Raw genomic sequence first — 19,199 nt, forward strand, 5'->3', positions numbered from 1 at the left:
CCGGACCGCCGCGGGTTCTAGCGTCGGCCGCATGGGTATCGATCAGGAACGTGCGACGGTACGTCACCGGCTGATGTCGGCGTCCAAGGCATCCGCGGCGTCGGTGTCGCCGCGGACCGCGGCCGGACCCGACGACGATGTGACCGCGTTCGACGAGGCCGACGAGCGGGCCCCGGGTTGGCTGTTCGAGCGCGGCGGGGCGGCGGACGCGGACGAGCCCGCGGCCTTCTCGCCACGCTCGCGCCTGGCGCTCGGTCGCCGGGGTGCGGCGGTCCTCGTTCTGGTGGGTCTGTGTGCCGCAGGTGTCGCGGCGGTGGCCGTGTGGCGGGACCGACCCACCGCGCAGGCGGTGCCGCCACTGCCGGTCGTCGAGGTGCGCGAGTCGGACACCTCGGGTGTCGAGCCCTCCGGTGTCGAGGCCCCCGGTGTCGAGCCCTCCGTGCCGTCGCCGACCGCCGCGGCGCACCCGGGCGGGGACGCGCAACTCGTCGTGAGTGTGGTGGGCCTCGTGAATCAGGCCGGGCTGGTTCGACTTCCGCCCGGCTCCCGCGTCGCCGACGCGCTGGCCGCGGCCGGTGGGCCACGCCCCGGCGCGGACGTCCTGGGGTTGAACATGGCCGAACGGGTCGACGACGGTGATCAGATCCTCGTCGGGGCGGTCCCTCCCGACGGCGGACCCACCACCGTCGGCAGCGCACGTATCGGCCCCGGCGCGGCGGGGACCGGGGCAGGGGAGGGCGCCAAGGCCGCCGGCAAGGTGAACCTGAACGCCGCGGGCGAGGCGGAACTCGACGCGCTGCCCGGCGTCGGGCCGGTCACCGCGGCCGCGATCGTGTCGTGGCGGCAGACCAACGGCAAGTTCACCGACGTCGAGCAGCTGGGTGAGGTCGACGGCATCGGGCCCGCGCGGCTGGCGAAGCTGCGCGAGCTGGTGACGTTGTGACCGAGCGGGACCAGCCGCTCGATCTGCGGCTGGTCCCGTCGGCCGCCGCCTGCTGGGGTGCGACGCTCGTCGGTCTGCTGGCGGGGTGGCGCTGGGCCGCGGTGCTGGCCGTCGTGTCGGTGGGGGCGGGAGTCGTGCTCGCCGTGCTCGTGTGGCGACGTCGCCGCGACGGCACGTCGGTCGTGATCGGCATCGGGGTGGGGGTCGTCGCGGCGGCGTTGCTCGGTGCCGGCTTTGCCGCAGCCGTCGCCGTTCGCGCCCACGCCGTCGAGACGCATCCGCTGGCCGCGATGACGGCGACCGGTGCCTCGGCGACGCTCACCGTCGAGCTCGACGACGATCCGAAGGTTCTGCGCAGCAAGGGCTTCGGTGGCGAACGGCAGCTGATGGTGCGCGCATCGCTGCGCGAGGTCCGCACGGGCGACGGCGCGGTCCGGGCGGGTGGGTCGGTGCTGGTGTTCGCCGAGGGGACAGAATGGGAAGGTCTGCTGCCCGGGCAGCGGGTGACGCTGCGGGGGCGGCTGTCCGAACCCGAGCGCAACGATCTCACGGTCGCCGTCGTACGGGCGACCGGTCCGCCGGAGGAGGTCGAGGGGCCGTCGACGATCCAGCGGTGGGCGGGGACGGTCCGCGATCGACTCGCGGCGGCCGCAGCAGCGGCCCTGCCGGCCGAGCAGGCGGGCCTATTGCCGGGACTGGTCGTCGGCGACACCTCCGCGCTCGCCCAGGAGACCAAGGACGATTTCACCGCCGCTGGGCTCACGCATCTCACGGCGGTCTCCGGCGCGAACGTCTCCATCGTTCTCGGTGTCGTGCTGCTCGTGGTGCGTGGCCTCGGGTTGGGGCCCCGCACCGGAGCACTGCTGGCCGGGGTCGCGTTGGTGGCGTTCGTCGTCATCGCCCGGCCGTCGCCGAGCGTGCTCCGCGCTGCCGCGATGGGCTGCGTCGCGCTGCTGGCGCTGGTCACCGGTCGACGCAAGCAGGCGATTCCGGCACTCGCCGCGTCCGTTGTCGTCCTGCTGGCGCTGTTGCCCTCGCTCGCAGTCGATTTCGGATTCGCGCTGTCGGTGGCAGCGACTGCCGGGCTGGTGGTCGTCTCCCCGATGCTGGTGGACGGGCTGCGGGAACGGGGCTGGCCGCGCTGGCTGGCCGAGATGTGTGCGGTCGCGATCGCCGCGTTCGTGGTCACCGCTCCGCTGGTGGCGGCGATGTCGGGCACGGTCAGCGTCGTCTCGATCGCCGCGAACGTTCTCGTGGCGCCCGTGGTTGCCCCGATCACCGTGATCGGGGCGGTGGCCGCGGTCCTGGCGGTGGCGTGGCTGCCCGCGGCCACGGTGGTCGTGCGCGTCGCCGGGCCACCTCTGTGGTGGCTGCTCGAGGTTGCGGCCCGGGCGGCGGCGGTGCCGGGCGGAGTTCTCGCGGTCCGTGACGGATTCGGCGGTGCGGTGCTCGTCACGATCGGGATCGGAATCGCGTGCCTCGCGGCGCGTCATCGGTGGTCGCGCCGGATGCTGCTGGCGATCGCCGTCGGTGTGGCGGCCGTCTGGGTGCCGACGCGATTCCATCAGCCCGGGTGGCCGGCGGCGGGGTGGGCGCTGGTGGCCTGCGACGTCGGGCAGGGCGACGGGCTGGTGCTGTCGCTCGGCGGGCGCCGGGCGGTGGTGGTGGACGCGGGGCCCGAGCCGGGTCCGATGGACCGGTGCCTGCGACGCCTCGGGGTGGACGAGATCGCCCTGGTGATCGTCACGCACCTGCACGCGGACCACTACGGGGGGCTCGACGCGGTGCTGCGCGGCCGATCGGTCGGGGCGGTTGCGACGGGCCCGGCGAGCCTCCCGGAGGGCGGGTTCCGTTTCGTGTCGTCCGCTGCGGAACGTGCCGGTGTCCCGCTGGTGCGACTGACGGCCGGGCGCGAGCTGACGGTCGGTTCGGTGCGGCTGACCGTCGTCGGGCCGCTGTTGCCGGAACCTCGGACGCCCGAGGCCGCGGAGGACGGCGCCAACGAAGCTTCCCTCGTGCTGATGGCGCACACCGCAGTGGGCAGCGTGTTGCTGACCGGCGACGTGGAGGAAGCCGGTCAGCGCGCGCTGCTGCGATCGGGGGTGCCGATGCGTGCGGACGTGCTCAAGATCCCGCACCACGGGTCCCGCACGACGAGTCCCGAGTTCCTCGAAGCGGTTCGGCCGCGGGTGGCATTGGTGAGTGTGGGCGCCGACAACACCTTCGGGCACCCGAATCCCGGCATCCTGCAACGGCTCGCGGCGCTCGGCGTCGTGACCGTGCGGACCGATCTCGACGGCGACGTCGCGGTGGCGCGCTCGGGGTCCGGGGCGCTTGCCGTCGTGGGTCATTCTCGTGGGACCATCGTGCGGTGAGCACCTCAACGCGGCCCGATTCGCTCCACCTCGTCCTCGGTGACGAAGAGTTCCTGGTCGAGCGGGCGGTCGCGTCGGTGATCGCGGCGGTGCGTGCCGCTGCCGGCCCGGCCGGACAGGACATCCCGATCTCGCGGTTGCGCGCCGGTGACGCGAGCGCCCCCGAACTCGCGGAGTTGCTCAGCCCCTCGCTGTTCGCGGAGGACCGGGTGGTAGTTCTCGAGGCGGCCGCGGAGGCCGGCAAGGACGCGGTCGTACTGGTGCAGGACGCCGCCGCAGACCTTCCCGAGGGCGTCGTACTGGTCGTCCTGCACTCCGGTGGCGGTCGTGCGAAGGCGATGGCCGGCGTGCTGCAGAAGTCCGGCGCCGCGGTGCACCAGTGCGCCAAGCTCAAGCCGAACGAGCGAGTGGACTTCGTGCGCGGCGAGTTCCGCACCGCGGGCGTGCGGGTGTCGCCGGAGGTGATCGAACTGGTCGTCGAGTCCGTCGGCTCCGACCTGCGTGAACTCGCGGCGGCCTGCTCGCAGTTGGTGGCCGACACCGGCGGCAAGATCGACGCGACCGCCGTTCAGCGCTACTACTCGGGCAAGGCCGAGGTGTCCGGGTTCGACGTCGCGGACAAGGCCGTCGCGGGGGATCGGCGCGGTGCGATGGAGGCGTTGCGCTGGGCGATGCACCGTGGTGTCCCGCACGTCCTGCTCGCGGACGCCCTGGCCGATGCGGTGCACACCATCGCGCGGGTCGGGTCGGCCGGTCGCGGCGACCCGTTCCGCATGGCATCCGATCTGGGCATGCCGCCGTGGAAGATCAAGAAGGCCCAGGGGCAGGCGCGCGGTTGGGATCCGGCGTCGATCGGTGAGGCGCTGCAGGTCGTCGCCCGGCTCAACGCCGAGGTCAAGGGGCAGGCGGCCGACGCCGACTACGCGGTCGAAGCGGCGGTACAGCGTATCGTCGCGCTTCACGGCGGCCGCTGATCCGAGTTGCGAGCCGGGCGGGACCGCCCGGCTCGGTCGCGCCCCTCGATCCGTCCGACAACAAGAAATAGCCCCCGATCGATGATCGGGGGCTATTTCTACAGAGCTTGCGACGGTGGAACCGTCAGAAACTTGTCAGATGGAGTTGGCGACCTTCGCGAGCGCCGACTTCTTGTTGGCTGCCTGGTTGGCGTGGATGACGCCACTGCCGGCTGCCTTGTCGAGCTTGCGGCTGGTGGCGACGAGGAGCTCGTTGGCCTTGTCCTTGTCACCGGCTGCCGCGGCCTCGCGGAAGGAACGGATCGCCGTGCGCAGCGAGGACTTGACCGACTGGTTGCGGAGTCGGTTGCGCTCGTTGGTGCGGATCCGCTTCACCTGGGACTTGATGTTGGCCACGCGTAAAATCCTGTCGTCTTTGGTTTCTGTCGAAAAGCTCTGGGCACACGAGTGTGCCGACCGACGACACTACCAGTACCCGTGTGGTGTTCTCAAACCGGTGGCCGTCCAGGGCTCACCGAAGCTTACCTGTCCGTCCTCTCGGAGTCCTCCGCTGGGGTGCGGGCCCGGCGGGCGGCCCGCGGTTGCTTCCGGGGTCCTGCGGAACATTTTCTCGCGCATACCGATTCGGACTCGGCGCGGGCCGAATTCGCCGAAAGGAGACCGGGTTGTACGTAAAGTCCGGTCGGAAAACATCAGGCGCTTTGGTCCGGAAGTGAGGGTGTGAATGTCGACAGCACAGGAAATTGCGGAGAAGGAAGAAATCTCCGATCTGAAGAAGTATCTGGCCGAAGGTGTCGGAACCTTCGTGCTGGTGTTCGCCGCTATCGGCACAGCGGTCTTCTCCGGCGGAACCGTCGGACAGCTCGGGATCGCGCTCGCGTTCGGTCTGACGTTGATGTTCCTGGTCTACGCGATCGGCCCCATCTCGGGCTGCCACGTCAACCCCGCAGTGACGCTGGGTCACTTCATCCTCGGACGGGTGACTGCGGCGAGGGCCGGCTTCTACGTGCTCTCGCAGGTCGTCGGCGGTCTCGTCGCGGGCCTCGCGGTGTACGCGATCGCGCAGAGCGTGCCCACCTACAACCGGCGGGAGGACGGTCTCGCCGCCAACGGTTGGGGCGTCCACAGCCCCTCGGCTCAGACGGGTCCGCTGGGCAAGCTCGTCGAGCCCGGCTACGGGATCGGGGCGGCGATGACCGTGGAGATCGTCCTCACCGCACTGTTGGTGTTCGTCGTACTCGCGTCGACGGACCAGTTGTCCGACGTCCCGCTCGCCGGCGTCTCGATCGGTTTCACCCTGGCGGTCATCCACCTCATCTCGATCCCGATCGACAACACGTCCGTCAACCCGGCGCGCAGCTTCGCGGTCGCGGCGTACCAGCCCGGCGCGATGGGACAGGTGTGGCTGTTCATCGTCTTCCCGCTCATCGGCGGTGCGTTGGGCGCGGTCATCTACCGTGCGCTGTTCGGCCGGTACAACCGACTGAACGACTGACACGACAGGAAAAGAGCCCGGCACGTATGTGTGCCGGGCTCTTTCGTGTTCGTGAGAGGGATCAGTGCCAGCTGTAGTCGGCGCGCAGTCGGGCGGCCACCTTCTCGAATCGCTCGCGGTCGAGGACAGCGCCCTCCCTGCGGATACCGGCCTCCGGGACGTCGAGTACCCGGTCGAGCCGGATCCAGCTGGGTCGGTTGTCCGAGTCCCAGGCGCCCGTGCCGAGTGCCAGCCAGTTCGGCGCGTCGTCGCGGTCGCTGTTGGACGAGAGCATGAGGCCGAGCAGGGTGCTGCGATCCCGGCCGACGACGAGCACGGGCCGGTCCTTGCCCTGCCCGGGGTCCTCCTCGTACGCCACCCACGTCCAGACGATCTCGCCCGGGTCGGCGCGCCCGTCGAGGTCGGGGGAGTACTCGACCCTGCGGGCGCGGTGTGCGGTCGGTGCTGTCCGGCGCGACACCGGCCGTCCCGGGGTGCCGGTCTGCGGGCCCGACAGCGCTGCCGTCGCGCGTCTGACCGCGGGGGTGTTCTGCACCTGGCGCAGGAGCTTCGGGCCCCGCGCGACGGCGAAGTCGCCTAGCTTCTTGCCGATGCTGCCCCACGTGCTCGCCATGACAGCCGAGCTTAGTAGCGGGGCGGCCGGCGCTGGTGGCAACTTCCCGCGTCGTTTCGGCCGCCACGGGGTCGGCTACGGGCTACCCTCCCCCGGACGCGCAGCCCGCGCGAGACTACTCGGGGAAGGTGTCAACATGCTCGATCGATCGGACCGGCCCGGGCACAGACCGACGAGGCGGGTTGCGGGTGTGGTCGCGGCGCTGGCCTCCGTCGCGATGGCTGCCGGCGGCGCGGGGGTGGCATCCGCCGCCGACACCGGTTCGGCCGGATCTGTGGGCGTGAGTCAGGCCAGGATCTTGACGGACGGCCTCTACCAGGTCGGCGTCGACGTTCAGCCGGGGACCTACACGACGGCCGGTGCCTGGCCCGGAAGCCTGATTCCCTGCATCTGGTCCCGCATCGACCAGTTGCCGGGTGGCGGCACCGTCACCATCGAAGGTGGAAACTCGTTCGACCCGGTCACCGTCACGATCGAGCAGGGAGACGACGCGTTCATGACCGCCGGCTGCCGAGGGTGGAGTCGAGCGGGCGCGTCGGGTTCTGTCGATGCCGCATCATCGGGCGGTTCGCTCGACTTCGGATCACTGGGCGCGGGTTCCCTCGGCTCCTGACGAGCCGACACGAGAAGCGCCAGATCCCTCGGCTGAAACCGACTGGCGGTACGACCGACACGCCGCATCGTCGTCGATCCTCGCGGCCCTGCCGGCCCCGGCGACGGCTCGGTACCCCGCGCCCGAGTCGCCCGCCGTGACCCTCGATGTGTACGGCCACCCATGGTCAAGGGATGATGGGAGGGCACGGGGCGCGGTCGATGCGATCCTGGTGCGGGACCAGTGCGGGACGGGCGACCGGACCGGGTCGATGTCGGTGCGCGAGTGAGACGAGGGAATTGGGCTTGAGCAGCAACTTTGCGGAGAAGACGTTCACGGATCCGTCGAAGATCCGGAACTTCTGCATCATCGCGCACATCGATCACGGCAAGTCGACGCTCGCGGACCGGATGCTGCAGCTCACCGGCGTCGTCGAGGAACGCGCCATGCGCGCGCAGTACCTCGACCGCATGGACATCGAGCGCGAGCGCGGCATCACCATCAAGGCACAGAACGTGCGGCTGCCGTGGACGGTCGAGAACGAGGACGGCACGACCGAAGAGATCGTCCTGCACCTGATCGACACGCCCGGCCACGTCGACTTCACCTACGAGGTCTCCCGCGCGCTCGAGGCCTGCGAGGGCGCGGTGCTGCTCGTCGACGCCGCCCAGGGCATCGAGGCGCAGACGCTGGCCAACCTGTACCTGGCGATGGAGAAGGACCTCACCATCATCCCGGTGCTCAACAAGATCGACCTGCCCGCCGCGGATCCCGAGCGGTACGCCGCCGAGATCGCGCACATCGTCGGCTGCGAGCCGGAGGACGTGCTGCGGGTGTCCGGCAAGACCGGCGTCGGAGTGAAGGAACTGCTCGACGAGGTCGTCAAGCAGGTGCCCGCCCCGGTGGGCGACGCGGACGGCCCGGCACGCGCGATGATCTTCGACTCGGTGTACGACGCCTACCGCGGCGTCGTCACCTACGTGCGCGTGGTGGACGGCAAGATCCGTCCCCGCGAGAAGATCACGATGATGTCGACCGGTACCACGCACGAACTGCTCGAGGTCGGCATCATCTCGCCCGAACCCAAGGCCACCACCGGCCTCGGCGTCGGCGAGGTCGGCTACCTGATCACCGGCGTCAAGGACGTGCGGCAGTCGCGGGTCGGCGATACGGTCACCACCTTCCGCAACGGCGCGTCCGAGCCGTTGACCGGTTACCGCGACCCCAAGCCGATGGTCTACTCCGGCCTGTACCCGATGGACGGTTCCGACTACCCGGTGCTGCGCGACGCGCTGGACAAGCTCCGGCTCAACGACGCGGCGCTGGCCTACGAGCCGGAAACCTCGGTGGCCCTCGGCTTCGGCTTCCGCTGCGGCTTCCTCGGCCTGCTGCACATGGAGATCACCCGGGACCGGCTCGAGCGCGAGTTCGGCCTGGACCTCATCTCCACCGCGCCGAACGTGGTGTACCGCGTGACGATGGAGGACGGCTCCGAGCACGAGGTCACCAACCCGTCGTACTGGCCCGAGGGCAAGGTGCGCGAGGTGTACGAGCCGATGGCCAAGTGCACCGTCATCGCGCCGAGCGAGTACACCGGCGCGATCATGGAACTGTGCCAGTCCCGACGCGGTGAGCTCGGCGGCATGGACTATCTCTCGGAGACCCGCGTCGAGCTGCGGTACACGCTGCCGATGGGCGAGATCATGTTCGACTTCTTCGACGCCCTCAAATCGCGGACCAAGGGCTACGCGAGCCTCGACTACGAGGAGTCCGGTGAGCAGCAGTCGGCACTGGTGAAGGTGGACATCCTGCTCCAGGGCGAGACCGTCGACGCGTTCAGCGCGATCGTGCACAAGGACGCCGCGTTCGCCTACGGCAACAAGATGACCACCAAGCTGCGCGAGCTGATCCCGCGTCAGCAGTTCGAGGTGCCGATCCAGGCCGCGATCGGCTCGAAGATCATTGCGCGCGAGAACATTCGCGCGATCCGCAAGGACGTGCTCGCCAAGTGCTACGGCGGCGACATCAGCCGTAAGCGCAAGCTGCTCGAGAAGCAGAAGGAGGGCAAGAAGCGGATGAAGACCATCGGTCGCGTCGAGGTCCCGCAGGAGGCCTTCGTGGCGGCGCTGTCGAACGAGTCGGTCGCCGACAAGCCCAAGGGCAAGTAGGAGGGGACGCGATGATCGGCACCTGGTTGACCCGTGAGCTCGGGCTGGAGGTTCCGATCTTCGGCGCCCCGATGGGTGGCCGCGCCGGCGGCCGGCTCGCCGGCGAGGTCACCCGGGCCGGCGGCCTGGGTCTGTTGGGTGCTGCGCGCTACGCGACGCCCGAGTGGATCGCAGCCGAGTCCGAGATCGCGCGCGAGATCGGCGGCGGGCTGCTCGGGATCGGATTGATGACGTGGTCCCTGGACGTCGACGACACTCTCCTCGACGCGGCGCTGGCCGAGAAGCCGCGCGTGGTGTCGCTGTCGTTCGGCGACCCGGCCCCGTACGTCGAACGGGTCCATGCGGCGGGAGCACTGGCCGTCTCCCAGGTGAACACGCTCGAGGACCTGCGGGTCGTCGAGCGCGCCGGGGTCGACTTCGTGATCGCGCAGGGTGGTGAGGCGGGCGGGCACACCGGACGGATCGGCACTCTGCCGTTGCTGCAGGAAGTGCTCGACGCCACGAGCCTGCCCGTGCTCGCGGCCGGCGGTATCGGCACCGGCCGGGGGCTGGCGGCCGTGATCGCCGCCGGTGCGGAGGGCGCGATGATCGGGACCGCACTGCTCGCGAGCCCCGAGACGATCGGCCCGGACTATGCCCGGCGCAAGCTGATCGAGGCCGGCAGCGCCGACACCGTCTACACGTCGATCTTCGATCAGGCCCGCGACCAGCCGTGGCCGGCCCGGTGGGGCGGTCGGGCGCTCGCCAACGACTACACGGCCACGTGGCACGGGCAGGGTGCCGACAACGAAACGCTCTCCGCCGCCTATGATTCCGCCGATGCCGACCAGGGTGTGGTCTACGCGGGTGAGGTGGCGGGTCTCGTCACGTCGGAGCGTCCGGCCGGCGAGGTCGTCCGTACCATCGCCGCCGACGCCGAACGCCTCTTGCACCGCACCTTCTGACGCTCACTCGGGGCGGTGGCAGACCGCTTCGACGTTGTTGCCGTCGGGATCGCGCACGAACGCGCCGTAGTAGCCGGGGTGGTACTCCGGCCATTCGCGTGGTTGGTGCAGCACCTCGGCGCCCATCTCGACGGCGGCGGCGAAGAAGGCGTCGACCGCGGCGCGCGTGTCGGCGACGAATGCGACGTGGTTCTCGCGGAAGCCCGCGTCGGCGGGTACCAGCGGGCTGATCCAGAAGTCCGGGTGCGGTGGCACTCCGTATCCGATGACGCCGGGGGCGGGCTCCACGAGCCGTTTTCCGCCGAGCGGAGCGAGCACGGCATCATAGAACGCGGCTGCGGTCTCGATGTGGGCGCATTGAATTCCCAGATGATCCAGCATCCGTCGATCCTGGCACAGCGCGTGCGCCTCGGGGGCCGGTACGACGGACGGGACGGATCGGATCGTCCCGTCCCCGCGGTCACTACGGGGTGCGAACCACCTGACCGACGCGCAGGACGCCGCGCGGATCGTGCCGGTCGGCCAGCGCGCCGAGCCAGTGCCGGGTGTCCTCGTCGTAGCACCGGGCGATCCGCGCCGGATCGGTGCTGGCGGAGAAGTTCGGGTGGGCGCCCCCGGTGGTCCACGGGGCCAGCGCCCGCACGACGGCGTGCGCGTGCTCGGCGACCGGCCGGGCGAGGGGCGGGGCGGACACTCCTGCGACCATCAGCCCGAACGCGGCGTCGCGATGGCAGAAGGCGCTGCGGTGCCGCGGTTCGCGGGCCAGCGCGCCGCCGAGCAAGCGGAGCTCGATCACCGTCTGCGGCGACCCGGAGCCGGGTCCGGCGATCGCGAGCAACGCGTCGATGGCCTCGTGCGTCAGGGCGCCGGTGAGCGCGCTGAGTTCGTGCGTCGGCATCGGGTCGACCGGATCGGCGTGGATCGCCGACAGCGCCGCGTACGGCATCGGGCCGACGGCATCGATCAGCGGGGTCGCCACGGCGCGCAAGCGCGCGATCAGCGACTCGGCCTCGGAAGTGTCTGCGACACTGGCGAATCGGACCGCGATCGTCAGCCGGCCCGCCAGCGGCGGCGGGACCTGTGGCAGCGGCGGCAACTGCAGGAACGCGATCGAGGTCGAGCTGTGCTCGGGCAGGTCCTGGCACCAGTCGAGCCACGCGTGGGCCACGGCGGCCGCATCCGCGCCGTCGAAGTAGAGGGCGCCGCCGTGGATCCGGCTGATCGGCAGCAGCTCGATCTCCACCGCCGTCACGATCCCGAGTGTCGCCTTGCCGCCGCGCAGACCCCAGAACAGCTCGGCGTGCTGGTGGGGGGTGACGTGCAGCCGCTCGCCGTCCCCGGTGACGATGTCGAACGATCGCACGTGGTCGGAGGACAGCCCGTAGGTCCGCACCAGCGGGCCGATACCCGCCCCGGTGAGGAAGCCGGCCACTCCGACCGTCGCGGACGAGCCGGCCAGCGGGGCCAGGCCGTGCGGGGCGGCCGCGGCCAGGACGTCCTGCCAGATCGCGCCGGACTCGACGCGCGCGGTGCGGGAGTCCGGGTCGACGACACACTCGTTCAGCCGCGCGGTGTGCACCAGCAGCACGTCCCCGTCCAGGGGGACGGCGCCGTGGCCGGTGCGCTGCACCGCGACCCGGAGGCCGTGCTCGGCGGCGAACCGCACGGTCACCGCGACGTCGTCCGCGTCCGCGACGGCAACCACGGCCCGCGGCGTCACCGGAATCGAGAGGTTCCACGGCGTCGCCAACTCGTATCCGGGTTCGCCCGGCACGGCGACCGAGCCGGTGAGACGTGGCCGCAACGACTCGATCGCCGCGTCGATTGTCGGGGTCTGGAGCTCCATCGAAACTTCCTTTCGTCGGCGCCTTCGCGGCGTGGACGAAACGATGGTCGAGCCCGCTTGGGCGGTTCTTGTACCGGCCCGACGGCCGATCCAAGAATCCGCCAAGCCGACGGCCGGATCAGCCGAGCAGGGACCGTGCCTGTGCCGCGAGCCCGTGCATGCCGCGGCGCTCGGCCTCGTCCGCGACGGCCGCGAGCTCGCTACCGCGTGCGGCGGAGGCGGGGGCGAGCTGCGCGCGGAACAATCTGCAGCGCAGCAGCGTCGGTGTTCCCGACGTCCGGGTCGCGATCCGCTCGGCCTCGTCCAGCAGGGCCATCGCCCGGTCGGCGCGACCGAGCAACGCGTGCAGACGCGCGGACGCCTCGGCGACGGTACCGACGACCCCGACCTGCCCCACGGTGGCGATGCGGTCCGTGAACGGGGCCAGTAGGTCACCGAAGGGTGCGGCGTACTCCACGAGCGCCAGGTCGGCGATCACGTGCGCGAGCAGCGTGTGGTGTCCGAGAGTGGTCCATACGTCCGGACCCGGATCGGCCATCCAGCGCTCGAGGCCGTCGATCACCGCCTGTCGTTCACCCCGCGCCGCAGCGATCGCGATGGTCCATGCCCGCGGCTCGACGAACCCCGGTGTGCTGTCGGCCAGCACACCCTGCTCCCACTTGACGGTGTTCTGCGCGAGGTCGGCGCTGCCCGCGGTGTACAACTCGGTCTGGAGATGGATCTGCGCCGCCGTGGCGTAGTGGTGCGCGGCCTGTCGGAGGTCGCCGCGCCACTCGGCGAGCGTGCCCTCCATCCAGCGGAGTTGGACGCGCAGCACCGGTAACCGCAGCAGGTCGCAGCCGACGATTCCCCGCCGCACGTGCGCGGTGGCGGACGCGGTGTCGGCAAGGTTCATCTGGGTCATGCTGGCGACGGCGTGCACGATGACGTCGTCGACCCGCGACTGCTTGTGGGGCAGCCGCAACAGCTCGGCCGCCAGGTCGAGCGACTCCCGGCTGCGGCGCGCCACTCCGGAGAACAGCAGGAGACGGGCCAGCAGCGCGTCGGCGATCACGTCCGGATCACCCTCTGCGCGGGCGAGTTCGACGGCCCGGCGGCTCATGTCGTCGGGTACCGCGGAGTCGGGGTGGTAGCACGACCCGACGGCGAGTGCGGCGAGAACTCGGGCGTGCGCGACGGGGTCGGACGCCACGAACGGCTCGAGTGCTTCGAGGCGCTCGAGCAGCGGTCCGGGATCCCGGCCGTACGACACCCACGGCCACGCGCCCGCGGCCCGCAGCAGCGCCGCCGCCAACCTCCCCGCACCTGACGTGCGTCCCTCGCGGACGGCGTCGAGCAGACCGGCGTCGACGACGTCGAGAACGGTCTGCCCGCGGCCGGCGCGGGCCAGCGCTTCCACCCGGGCCACCACCAGGTCGTCCCGGTCGTCGGACGAGCGCGCCGAGGCCGGCAGCAGATCGAACGTCTCGACGGCGACCTCCCACCAGTGCGCCGCGGTCTCCGAGCTCCACCGCTCCGTCGCCTCCCGGGCCGCGAGGATGCAGGCGTCGAGCGCGACCCGAGGGTCGACGAGGGGCAGTGCGGCACACAGATGGTGGGCGCGCCGGCTCGCACGGTCGGTGTCGGCGGAGTCGGTGAGGATATCGGCGACACGCGCGTGCACGCGCTGACGGCGCACCGGCGGTATGGCCTGGAGCACCTCGTGTCGCAGCAGCCCGTGCGCGAAGACGTAACCGCCGGAGTCGGGCGCGGCGACGAGGATGCGCTCGTCGGCTGCGGCATCGAGACGATCGGCGAGCGTGTCGACGTCGAGGCCGGTCGCCGCCGCCAGGAGGTCGACCTCGATCGCGTCACCGAGGACGGCCGCGACGCGGAGCACCTGCAGCACATCCTGGTCCACCGCAGTGAGCCGACGGCCCAGGACCGACCGCACTGCCAGAGGGATGCCGTCGCCGAGGCGTTCGTCGCGGGGCAGCCGCGCGTACTCGGAGACGAACAGCGGGTTGCCGCCGGTCCGATCCGAGAGGAGTCGGACCTCGGCCGGTTCGAGTTGCTCACCGCAGACGTGGCAAGCCAGGTCCGCGACCTCGTCCGACGCCAGCGGCGGGACCACGACGTGGCGATTGCCGTCGCCACGGAGCACGGCGTCGACGAGCGTGCCGACCACCGTTCCGGACCCGGTGTCGCGCAGGGTCAGCACGAACCACACCGGCCGCTCTCGCAGCGCCCCTGCCAGGTACGCCAGACATCGCAACGACGTCGGGTCGGCCCACTGGATGTCGTCGACGACGACCGTCAGTACCGGCGTCTCCGCGGCCGCCGTCTCGATCGCGTCCCGGACCCGCTCGTACACCGCGAACCGGGCCTCGTCGGGATCGACGTCGGTCGGGGGAATCAGCACCGCGTCGGCGTCGCCGCCGAGTTCGCGCACCAGTCGGCGGATCGGCCACCAGGCCGGTGTCCCGTCGTCCTCCGGGCACCGCGCCCACACCGGCTTTCCGCCCACCGCGGTCGTCCGCGCCGCACACTCCTCCGCCACGCGGGTCTTGCCGATCCCGGCCGGCCCGGTGAGGGCGAGCCATCGCGTGGAGCCCGCGAGGACGTCGTCGAGCATGCGCTCGATCGCTGCCGTCTCGTTGCCGCGCCCGACGAACAGGCGGGCAGGCCGGCCCGCGGCGGCCGGATCCTGCGGACCGGTGTCGATGTCGGTGGGATGCGAAGCCGTGGACGGGGTGGCAGGAAGCGGAACCTGTTCGGCCCCCGTCCATCCGGGCGTACGCGGCCATGCGGCGAGACCGGCGTCGTGCCGGAGGATCGCGCCCTGCAGATCCTGCAGTTCCGCGCCGGGGACGAGGCCCAGTTCGGTGTCGAGCCGGACGGTGTGCGCCTGGAACTGCTCCAACGCCTCGGACGACCTGCCGGCGCGGTGCAACGCGAGCATCCGGAGCCAGCAGGTTCGGTCCCGGTACGGGAATTCGCTGCTGAGTTGGGCGGCCTCGACCAGCGCCGGGGAGATCCGCCCCAGTGCGAGCAGTGCGGTGATCCGGGTCTCCCGGCAGGCGGTCCGGACCTCGTCGAAACCGGCGGCCTCCAACCGAATCCACGGCTGGTCACCGAGGTCCTCGAGCAGCGGCCCGCGCACCGAGGCCAGCGCGCGGTCCGCCGTCTTCAGGGCAGGCTCCCACTCGTGTTTCTCGGTGAGGCACCGCGCGACTTCGGCGTCGTCCAGGAACGTGATCAGGTCGACCTCGTCGGACGAGACGTCGAGGACGTATCCCGGCGGTTGCCGCACGATCGGTGACGTGGCGCCGGGCCCGCTGCGCAGCACCCGGCGCAGGTTGGAGACATAGGCCTGGAGGCTCGCCAGGGCGCTGGCGGGGGCGTCGTCTCCCCAGAGGGCGTCGATCAGCCGGGCCGTCGACACCACCCGGCCGCGAGCCAGGAGCAGAACCGCCAGGACCGCGCGCTGTTTCCGCGGACCCAGGTCGAGGAGCGGTCGGCCGTCGTCGGATCCGGCCACCTCGAGCGGTCCGAGCAGCCGATAGATCATGCGTGCACTCCTCGCACCTGCCGACGCCCACGTCCGAACGGGTCGAGTGTAGGTATCTGCGGGCGGGGAGGAGACGCAAACGATCACGAAAGTGCAGGCACGCCGGCGTCCCGTCCGACGGCGTCGGCCCGCCGGCCGCGACGCGCGGGCAGCATCGCCGCGCACACCAGCGCGCCCAGAGCGGCAATGAGAGCGGCAACCATCAGCGCCTGGTGCAGCCCCGTCACGAACTCCTCGGGCGATCCGCCCGCCAGCATCGACTGCGCGGGCAGGAACACGCCCAGACCGGCCACACCGACGGCGATCCCGGTCTGGCGGAACGCATCGTTGATTCCGGCGGCGAGTCCGACCCGGTCGGCGGTGCTCTCGCCCAGCACCAGTCCGCTCATCACCGGATTGAACACCCCGGCGCCCACCAGGGCGACGACGAAACCAGGAAGGATCGCGTACCGGGAACTGGACGCGTCCACGACGGTCATCATCGCGAGGCCGGCCGCCACGAGCATCAACGAGCAGGTCAGCGTGACCGACGCGGGGACGCGCCCGTCGAGCTTCGCGGTGGCGCCCGCGACGACGAACATCGCGATCGTCGCGGGCAGGTACACCAGGCCGGCCTCGACGGGGGACAGATGCAGGACGGACTGCAGGTAGATGGTGGTGTAGACGAACACCGCGAACAACGACGCCGAGATCGCGAACGCCGCGATCTGCGCACCCGCGAACGCCCGATTCTTCAACAGCTGCGGCGGCAGCATCGGTTCCGGGGTGCGCAGCTCGTATCCGACGAACCCGAGCAGCGCGATGACACCGACGGCGAGGGCGGTCACCGGCACCGGTGCGCTCCACTCCGTCTCGTTGCCTCGCAACAGCCCGAAGACCAGCGCCCCCAGCCCGATACACACCAGGAACTGGCCGACCACGTCGGTGCGGCGCGGATGCGGATCCCGGGATTCCGGCACCCACCGGACGGTGACGGCCAGCGTGAGCAATCCGATGGGGACGTTGACCAGGAAGATGGCGCGCCAGTGCGCGAACTCGGTCAGCACGCCGCCGACGAGCGGGCCGATCGCGAAGGCGCCGCCGATGGTGGCGCCGTAGACCGCGAGCGCGCGGGCGCGCGCCGGGCCCTTCTCGAAGACGTCCGCGAGTAGTGCCAGCGAGCAGGCGAACAACACGGCGGCGCCGAATCCCTGTGCGGCCCGGGCGAGGTCGAGGATCCAGATGTTCGGCGCCAGCGTGCAGCCCAGCGAGGCGGCGGTGAACAGCACGATCCCGATCCCGAACACGTGGCGGCGACCCCGCCGATCTGCCCAGGAACCGGCACTGAGGACCGCGGTCGCCAGCGCCAGGGTGTAGGCGTCGACCACCCACTGGAGACCGCTCACGCCGGTGTCGAGATCCGACGCGATCGACGGGAGGGCGGTGTTGACCACCGCGATGTCGAGCATCAACATCGCAGTGGTCACACAGACCACGGTCAGGGTGGCGCGGCGGGTGGCCGCGCTCGCGGAAACTCTCTCGACAGGCATGGGCGCTCCTCTGGAGTCGGCGGGCGGTGCGACGGATTCGCATCGCGCACCACCGTGCGCCCGGCCGCTTGGCGGCTGTCGGGACGAATCCTTGGATGCCGCCGGTGTGGCCGCCGACCTGTCAGGACGGGCCGTGCGCGGGCTGGAACGTGCCGGTGTCGCCGGCCTCCTCGGCGCGGATGACGTGCACGACCGCGTTGATGAGGGCCAGGTGGGTGAACGCCTGCGGGAAGTTGCCGAGGTGCCGGCCGGTCTTGGGGTCGATCTCCTCGGCGTACAGCTTGAGTGGGCTGGCAAACCCGAGTAGACGTTCGCACAACTGCTTGGCGCGCTCGAGTTCGCCGATCTCCACCAACGCCGAAACGAGCCAGAAGGAGCAGATGGTGAAAGTGCCCTCTTTGCCGGACAATCCGTCGTCGGTCTCCTCGACGCGGTAGCGCAGCACCAGTCCGTCCTCGGTGAGCTCGTCGGCGATTGCCAGGACTGTGGCCCGGATGCGCTCGTCGTCGGCGGGCAGGAAGCGCAGCAGCGGCGCGAGCAGCAGCGATGCATCGAGTGCCGGATTGCCGTACCGCTGTGTCAGCACCCCGCGTTCGTCGACACCGTGCTCGAGGACGTCGGCTCGGATCTCGTCCGCGATGTCGGCCCACTGTGTCGCGTAAGCCTTCTCACCGTGCAACGCCGCCAGCTTGGCGCCGCGGTCGAGCGCCACCCAGCACATGATCTTCGACGACGTGAAGTGCTGAGGCTCGCCGCGCACCTCCCAGATCCCGCGGTCGGGGCGGCGCCAGTTCTCGACGACCTCCTCGACCTGGCGTTTGAGTAGCGGCCACAAGGTCTCGGGGACCTGGTCGCGGGACCGCACGTGCAGATACACCGAGTCGAGCATGGTGCCCCAGATGTCGTGCTGGTTCTGGTTGTAGGCGCCGTTGCCGATCCGGACCGGGCGGGCCCCGTCGTAGCCCTTGAGGTGGGTCAGTTCCTCCTCGACGAGCGTGTGTTCGCCGCCGACGCCGTACATCACCTGCAGTGACGTGGGGTCGCCGTCGGCGGATTGGGACGAGTCGAAGATGAAGGAGAAGAAGTCGTTGGCCTCCCGGTCCAGGCCCAGGGTGTACAAGCCCCACAACGCGAACGTCGAGTCCCGCACCCAGGCGTACCGGTAGTCCCAGTTCCGTTCCCCGCCCGGCGTTTCGGGCAGCGACGTGGTGGGTGCGGCGAGCAGCGCGCCGGTGGGTGCGTAGGTGAGGCCCTTGAGGGTGAGCGCGCTGCGCTGCAGGTGACCGCGCCAGGGGTGGTCGGGGAACCGTCCGATCGTGACCCACTGGCGCCAGCACTCGGTGGTCTGCCACATCCGGTCGGCGGCCTCCGCGAAGGTTCGAGGGGCCGGTAGGTCGGACCACGAGAGCGCGACGAAAGCGTTGTCGCCCTCCACCATTCGAGTGCGAGCGCGAGCCTCCCGGCCCTCCAGTCCGAGTCGGAGATTCGACGTCAGACGCAGCGTCGGATGCTCGCCCGACGACGCGCGGCACGTGGCGGTGGCCTCCTCGTACACCTTGCCGGTGTACTGCCACCGGGCCGGGGCGCGGTGGTAGTCGAAGGCGGGTTCGCAGCTCATCTCCACCTCGACAGTGCCGCTCACGCACTTCACGGTCCGCAGCAGGACGTGCTCGGCGTCCCAGTCCGACGGCGTTCGCCGACGCGTCGGTGACCGCTGCTCGTTGGCGTGCCACGGGCCCATCACGAGTGCGTCGCGGACGATGAGCCATCCGGTCTGCGTCTGCCACGTCGTCTCCAGGATCAGTCCTCCCGGCAGGTACCGGCGGGCCGCCGGCACGTTCTGCCCGTACGGACCGATCCGGAAATGACCGGCACTGCGATCGAGGATCGACCCGAACACGCTGGGGGAGTCGGGCCGCGGGATGCACATCCACTCGACGGACCCGTTCCTCGCGACGAGGCAGTTCGTCTCGCAGTCCGAGAGGAAGGCGTAGTCGTCGATCGGTGGATAGACGCTGCGGTGTTCCGGCGCCACCTCATCGGAGTCGCCCGTCGGTTCGGTGACTGACTGCTCGGCCTGAGACGTCATCTCCTCATCATCGACCCGGTGAGCGCTGCCGTCCACGTTTCGACCGCGGCGCCCCCGAGAGTGGCGGCGCTCGCCGTGCCG

Annotated in this window: 14 protein-coding genes; 7 read left to right on the forward strand and 7 right to left on the reverse strand. The window is 70.8% G+C overall.

The window, feature by feature from the left end; genetic code table 11:
* The first annotated feature begins 31 nt into the window (after positions 1-31).
* The 3 genes from ABEU20_RS01275 to holA are packed head-to-tail and all read left to right on the forward strand — an operon-like array spanning position 32 to position 4,292.
* Positions 32-943, forward strand: coding sequence for a helix-hairpin-helix domain-containing protein (locus ABEU20_RS01275; protein WP_420162587.1), 912 nt, complete (start codon positions 32-34; stop codon positions 941-943).
* Positions 940-3,318 (forward strand): ComEC/Rec2 family competence protein, encoded by a 2,379-nt coding sequence (locus ABEU20_RS01280; protein WP_420162588.1) that lies wholly within the window; start codon positions 940-942, stop codon positions 3,316-3,318. The genes ABEU20_RS01275 and ABEU20_RS01280 overlap by 4 nt, the downstream gene beginning before the upstream one ends.
* The gene (holA, locus tag ABEU20_RS01285; protein ID WP_420162589.1) at positions 3,315-4,292 is read left to right on the forward strand and encodes a DNA polymerase III subunit delta; all 978 of its coding nucleotides are present in this window, start codon (positions 3,315-3,317) and stop codon (positions 4,290-4,292) included. The genes ABEU20_RS01280 and holA overlap by 4 nt, the downstream gene beginning before the upstream one ends.
* 135 nt (positions 4,293-4,427) lie before the next feature.
* Here the strand turns inward: holA and rpsT are convergent, their stop codons facing one another.
* Entirely contained in the window at positions 4,428-4,688 is a 261-nt protein-coding gene (rpsT, locus tag ABEU20_RS01290) for a 30S ribosomal protein S20 (protein ID WP_225020114.1), read from the reverse strand.
* 328 nt (positions 4,689-5,016) lie between these two features.
* On the opposite strand from rpsT, the gene ABEU20_RS01295 reads away from it, so the two are divergent.
* Complete coding sequence (locus ABEU20_RS01295) at positions 5,017-5,787, forward strand: aquaporin (RefSeq protein WP_420162590.1); 771 nt, start codon at positions 5,017-5,019, stop codon at positions 5,785-5,787.
* 61 nt (positions 5,788-5,848) lie between these two features.
* Here ABEU20_RS01295 and ABEU20_RS01300 read toward each other — a convergent pair whose 3' ends face one another.
* A complete protein-coding gene (locus tag ABEU20_RS01300) occupies positions 5,849-6,400 on the reverse strand; it encodes a type II toxin-antitoxin system PemK/MazF family toxin (RefSeq protein ID WP_420162591.1) in 552 nt (183 codons plus the stop codon).
* A 136-nt stretch (positions 6,401-6,536) separates the two neighbouring features.
* Between ABEU20_RS01300 and ABEU20_RS01305 the strand changes: the two genes are divergently transcribed.
* The 3 genes from ABEU20_RS01305 to ABEU20_RS01315 all read left to right on the forward strand — a co-directional run bounded on the left by ABEU20_RS01305 (position 6,537) and on the right by ABEU20_RS01315 (position 10,104).
* Positions 6,537-7,013 (forward strand): hypothetical protein, encoded by a 477-nt coding sequence (locus ABEU20_RS01305; RefSeq protein WP_420162592.1) that lies wholly within the window; start codon positions 6,537-6,539, stop codon positions 7,011-7,013.
* Positions 7,014-7,213: 200 nt separating this feature from the next.
* Positions 7,214-9,160, forward strand: coding sequence for a translation elongation factor 4 (gene lepA, locus ABEU20_RS01310; protein WP_420162593.1), 1,947 nt, complete (start codon positions 7,214-7,216; stop codon positions 9,158-9,160).
* A gap of 11 nt (positions 9,161-9,171) precedes the next feature.
* Positions 9,172-10,104: an NAD(P)H-dependent flavin oxidoreductase gene (locus tag ABEU20_RS01315; protein ID WP_420162594.1), complete on the forward strand. Its 933-nt coding sequence runs from the start codon at positions 9,172-9,174 to the stop codon at positions 10,102-10,104.
* Between the two features lie 3 nt (positions 10,105-10,107).
* Here the strand turns inward: ABEU20_RS01315 and ABEU20_RS01320 are convergent, their stop codons facing one another.
* From ABEU20_RS01320 to ABEU20_RS01340, 5 genes are all read right to left on the reverse strand, one after another.
* Positions 10,108-10,485, reverse strand: coding sequence for a VOC family protein (locus ABEU20_RS01320; protein ID WP_420162595.1), 378 nt, complete (start codon positions 10,483-10,485; stop codon positions 10,108-10,110).
* 82 nt (positions 10,486-10,567) lie between these two features.
* Positions 10,568-11,950: an FAD-binding oxidoreductase gene (locus ABEU20_RS01325; RefSeq protein WP_420162596.1), complete on the reverse strand. Its 1,383-nt coding sequence runs from the start codon at positions 11,948-11,950 to the stop codon at positions 10,568-10,570.
* Between the two features lie 118 nt (positions 11,951-12,068).
* The gene (locus tag ABEU20_RS01330) at positions 12,069-15,500 is read right to left on the reverse strand and encodes a BTAD domain-containing putative transcriptional regulator (protein ID WP_420162597.1); all 3,432 of its coding nucleotides are present in this window, start codon (positions 15,498-15,500) and stop codon (positions 12,069-12,071) included.
* An 83-nt stretch (positions 15,501-15,583) separates the two neighbouring features.
* Complete coding sequence (locus tag ABEU20_RS01335; protein WP_420162598.1) at positions 15,584-17,029, reverse strand: MFS transporter; 1,446 nt, start codon at positions 17,027-17,029, stop codon at positions 15,584-15,586.
* Between the two features lie 121 nt (positions 17,030-17,150).
* Positions 17,151-19,118: a glycoside hydrolase family 15 protein gene (locus ABEU20_RS01340; protein ID WP_420162599.1), complete on the reverse strand. Its 1,968-nt coding sequence runs from the start codon at positions 19,116-19,118 to the stop codon at positions 17,151-17,153.
* Positions 19,119-19,199: the final 81 nt, after the last annotated feature.

The sequence above is a fragment of the Rhodococcus parequi genome (assembly GCF_046042785.1).
GTDB classification, from domain to species: Bacteria; Actinomycetota; Actinomycetes; order Mycobacteriales; family Mycobacteriaceae; genus Prescottella; species Prescottella parequi.

What these genes read in the sequence shown, in the direction of transcription:
- ABEU20_RS01335 (WP_420162598.1), bottom strand. Translation starts at nt 17,029, where the DNA reads ATGCCTGTCGAGAGAGTTTCCGCGAGCGCGGCCACCCGCCGCGCCACC.
- ABEU20_RS01330 (WP_420162597.1), bottom strand. Translation starts at nt 15,500, where the DNA reads ATGATCTATCGGCTGCTCGGACCGCTCGAGGTGGCCGGATCCGACGAC.
- ABEU20_RS01325 (WP_420162596.1), bottom strand. Translation starts at nt 11,950, where the DNA reads ATGGAGCTCCAGACCCCGACAATCGACGCGGCGATCGAGTCGTTGCGG.
- ABEU20_RS01320 (WP_420162595.1), bottom strand. Translation starts at nt 10,485, where the DNA reads ATGCTGGATCATCTGGGAATTCAATGCGCCCACATCGAGACCGCAGCC.
- ABEU20_RS01305 (WP_420162592.1), top strand. Translation starts at nt 6,537, where the DNA reads ATGCTCGATCGATCGGACCGGCCCGGGCACAGACCGACGAGGCGGGTT.
- ABEU20_RS01275 (WP_420162587.1), top strand. Translation starts at nt 32, where the DNA reads ATGGGTATCGATCAGGAACGTGCGACGGTACGTCACCGGCTGATGTCG.
- ABEU20_RS01300 (WP_420162591.1), bottom strand. Translation starts at nt 6,400, where the DNA reads ATGGCGAGCACGTGGGGCAGCATCGGCAAGAAGCTAGGCGACTTCGCC.
- ABEU20_RS01295 (WP_420162590.1), top strand. Translation starts at nt 5,017, where the DNA reads ATGTCGACAGCACAGGAAATTGCGGAGAAGGAAGAAATCTCCGATCTG.
- ABEU20_RS01315 (WP_420162594.1), top strand. Translation starts at nt 9,172, where the DNA reads ATGATCGGCACCTGGTTGACCCGTGAGCTCGGGCTGGAGGTTCCGATC.
- ABEU20_RS01340 (WP_420162599.1), bottom strand. Translation starts at nt 19,118, where the DNA reads ATGACGTCTCAGGCCGAGCAGTCAGTCACCGAACCGACGGGCGACTCC.
- lepA (WP_420162593.1), top strand. Translation starts at nt 7,214, where the DNA reads ATGCGATCCTGGTGCGGGACCAGTGCGGGACGGGCGACCGGACCGGGT.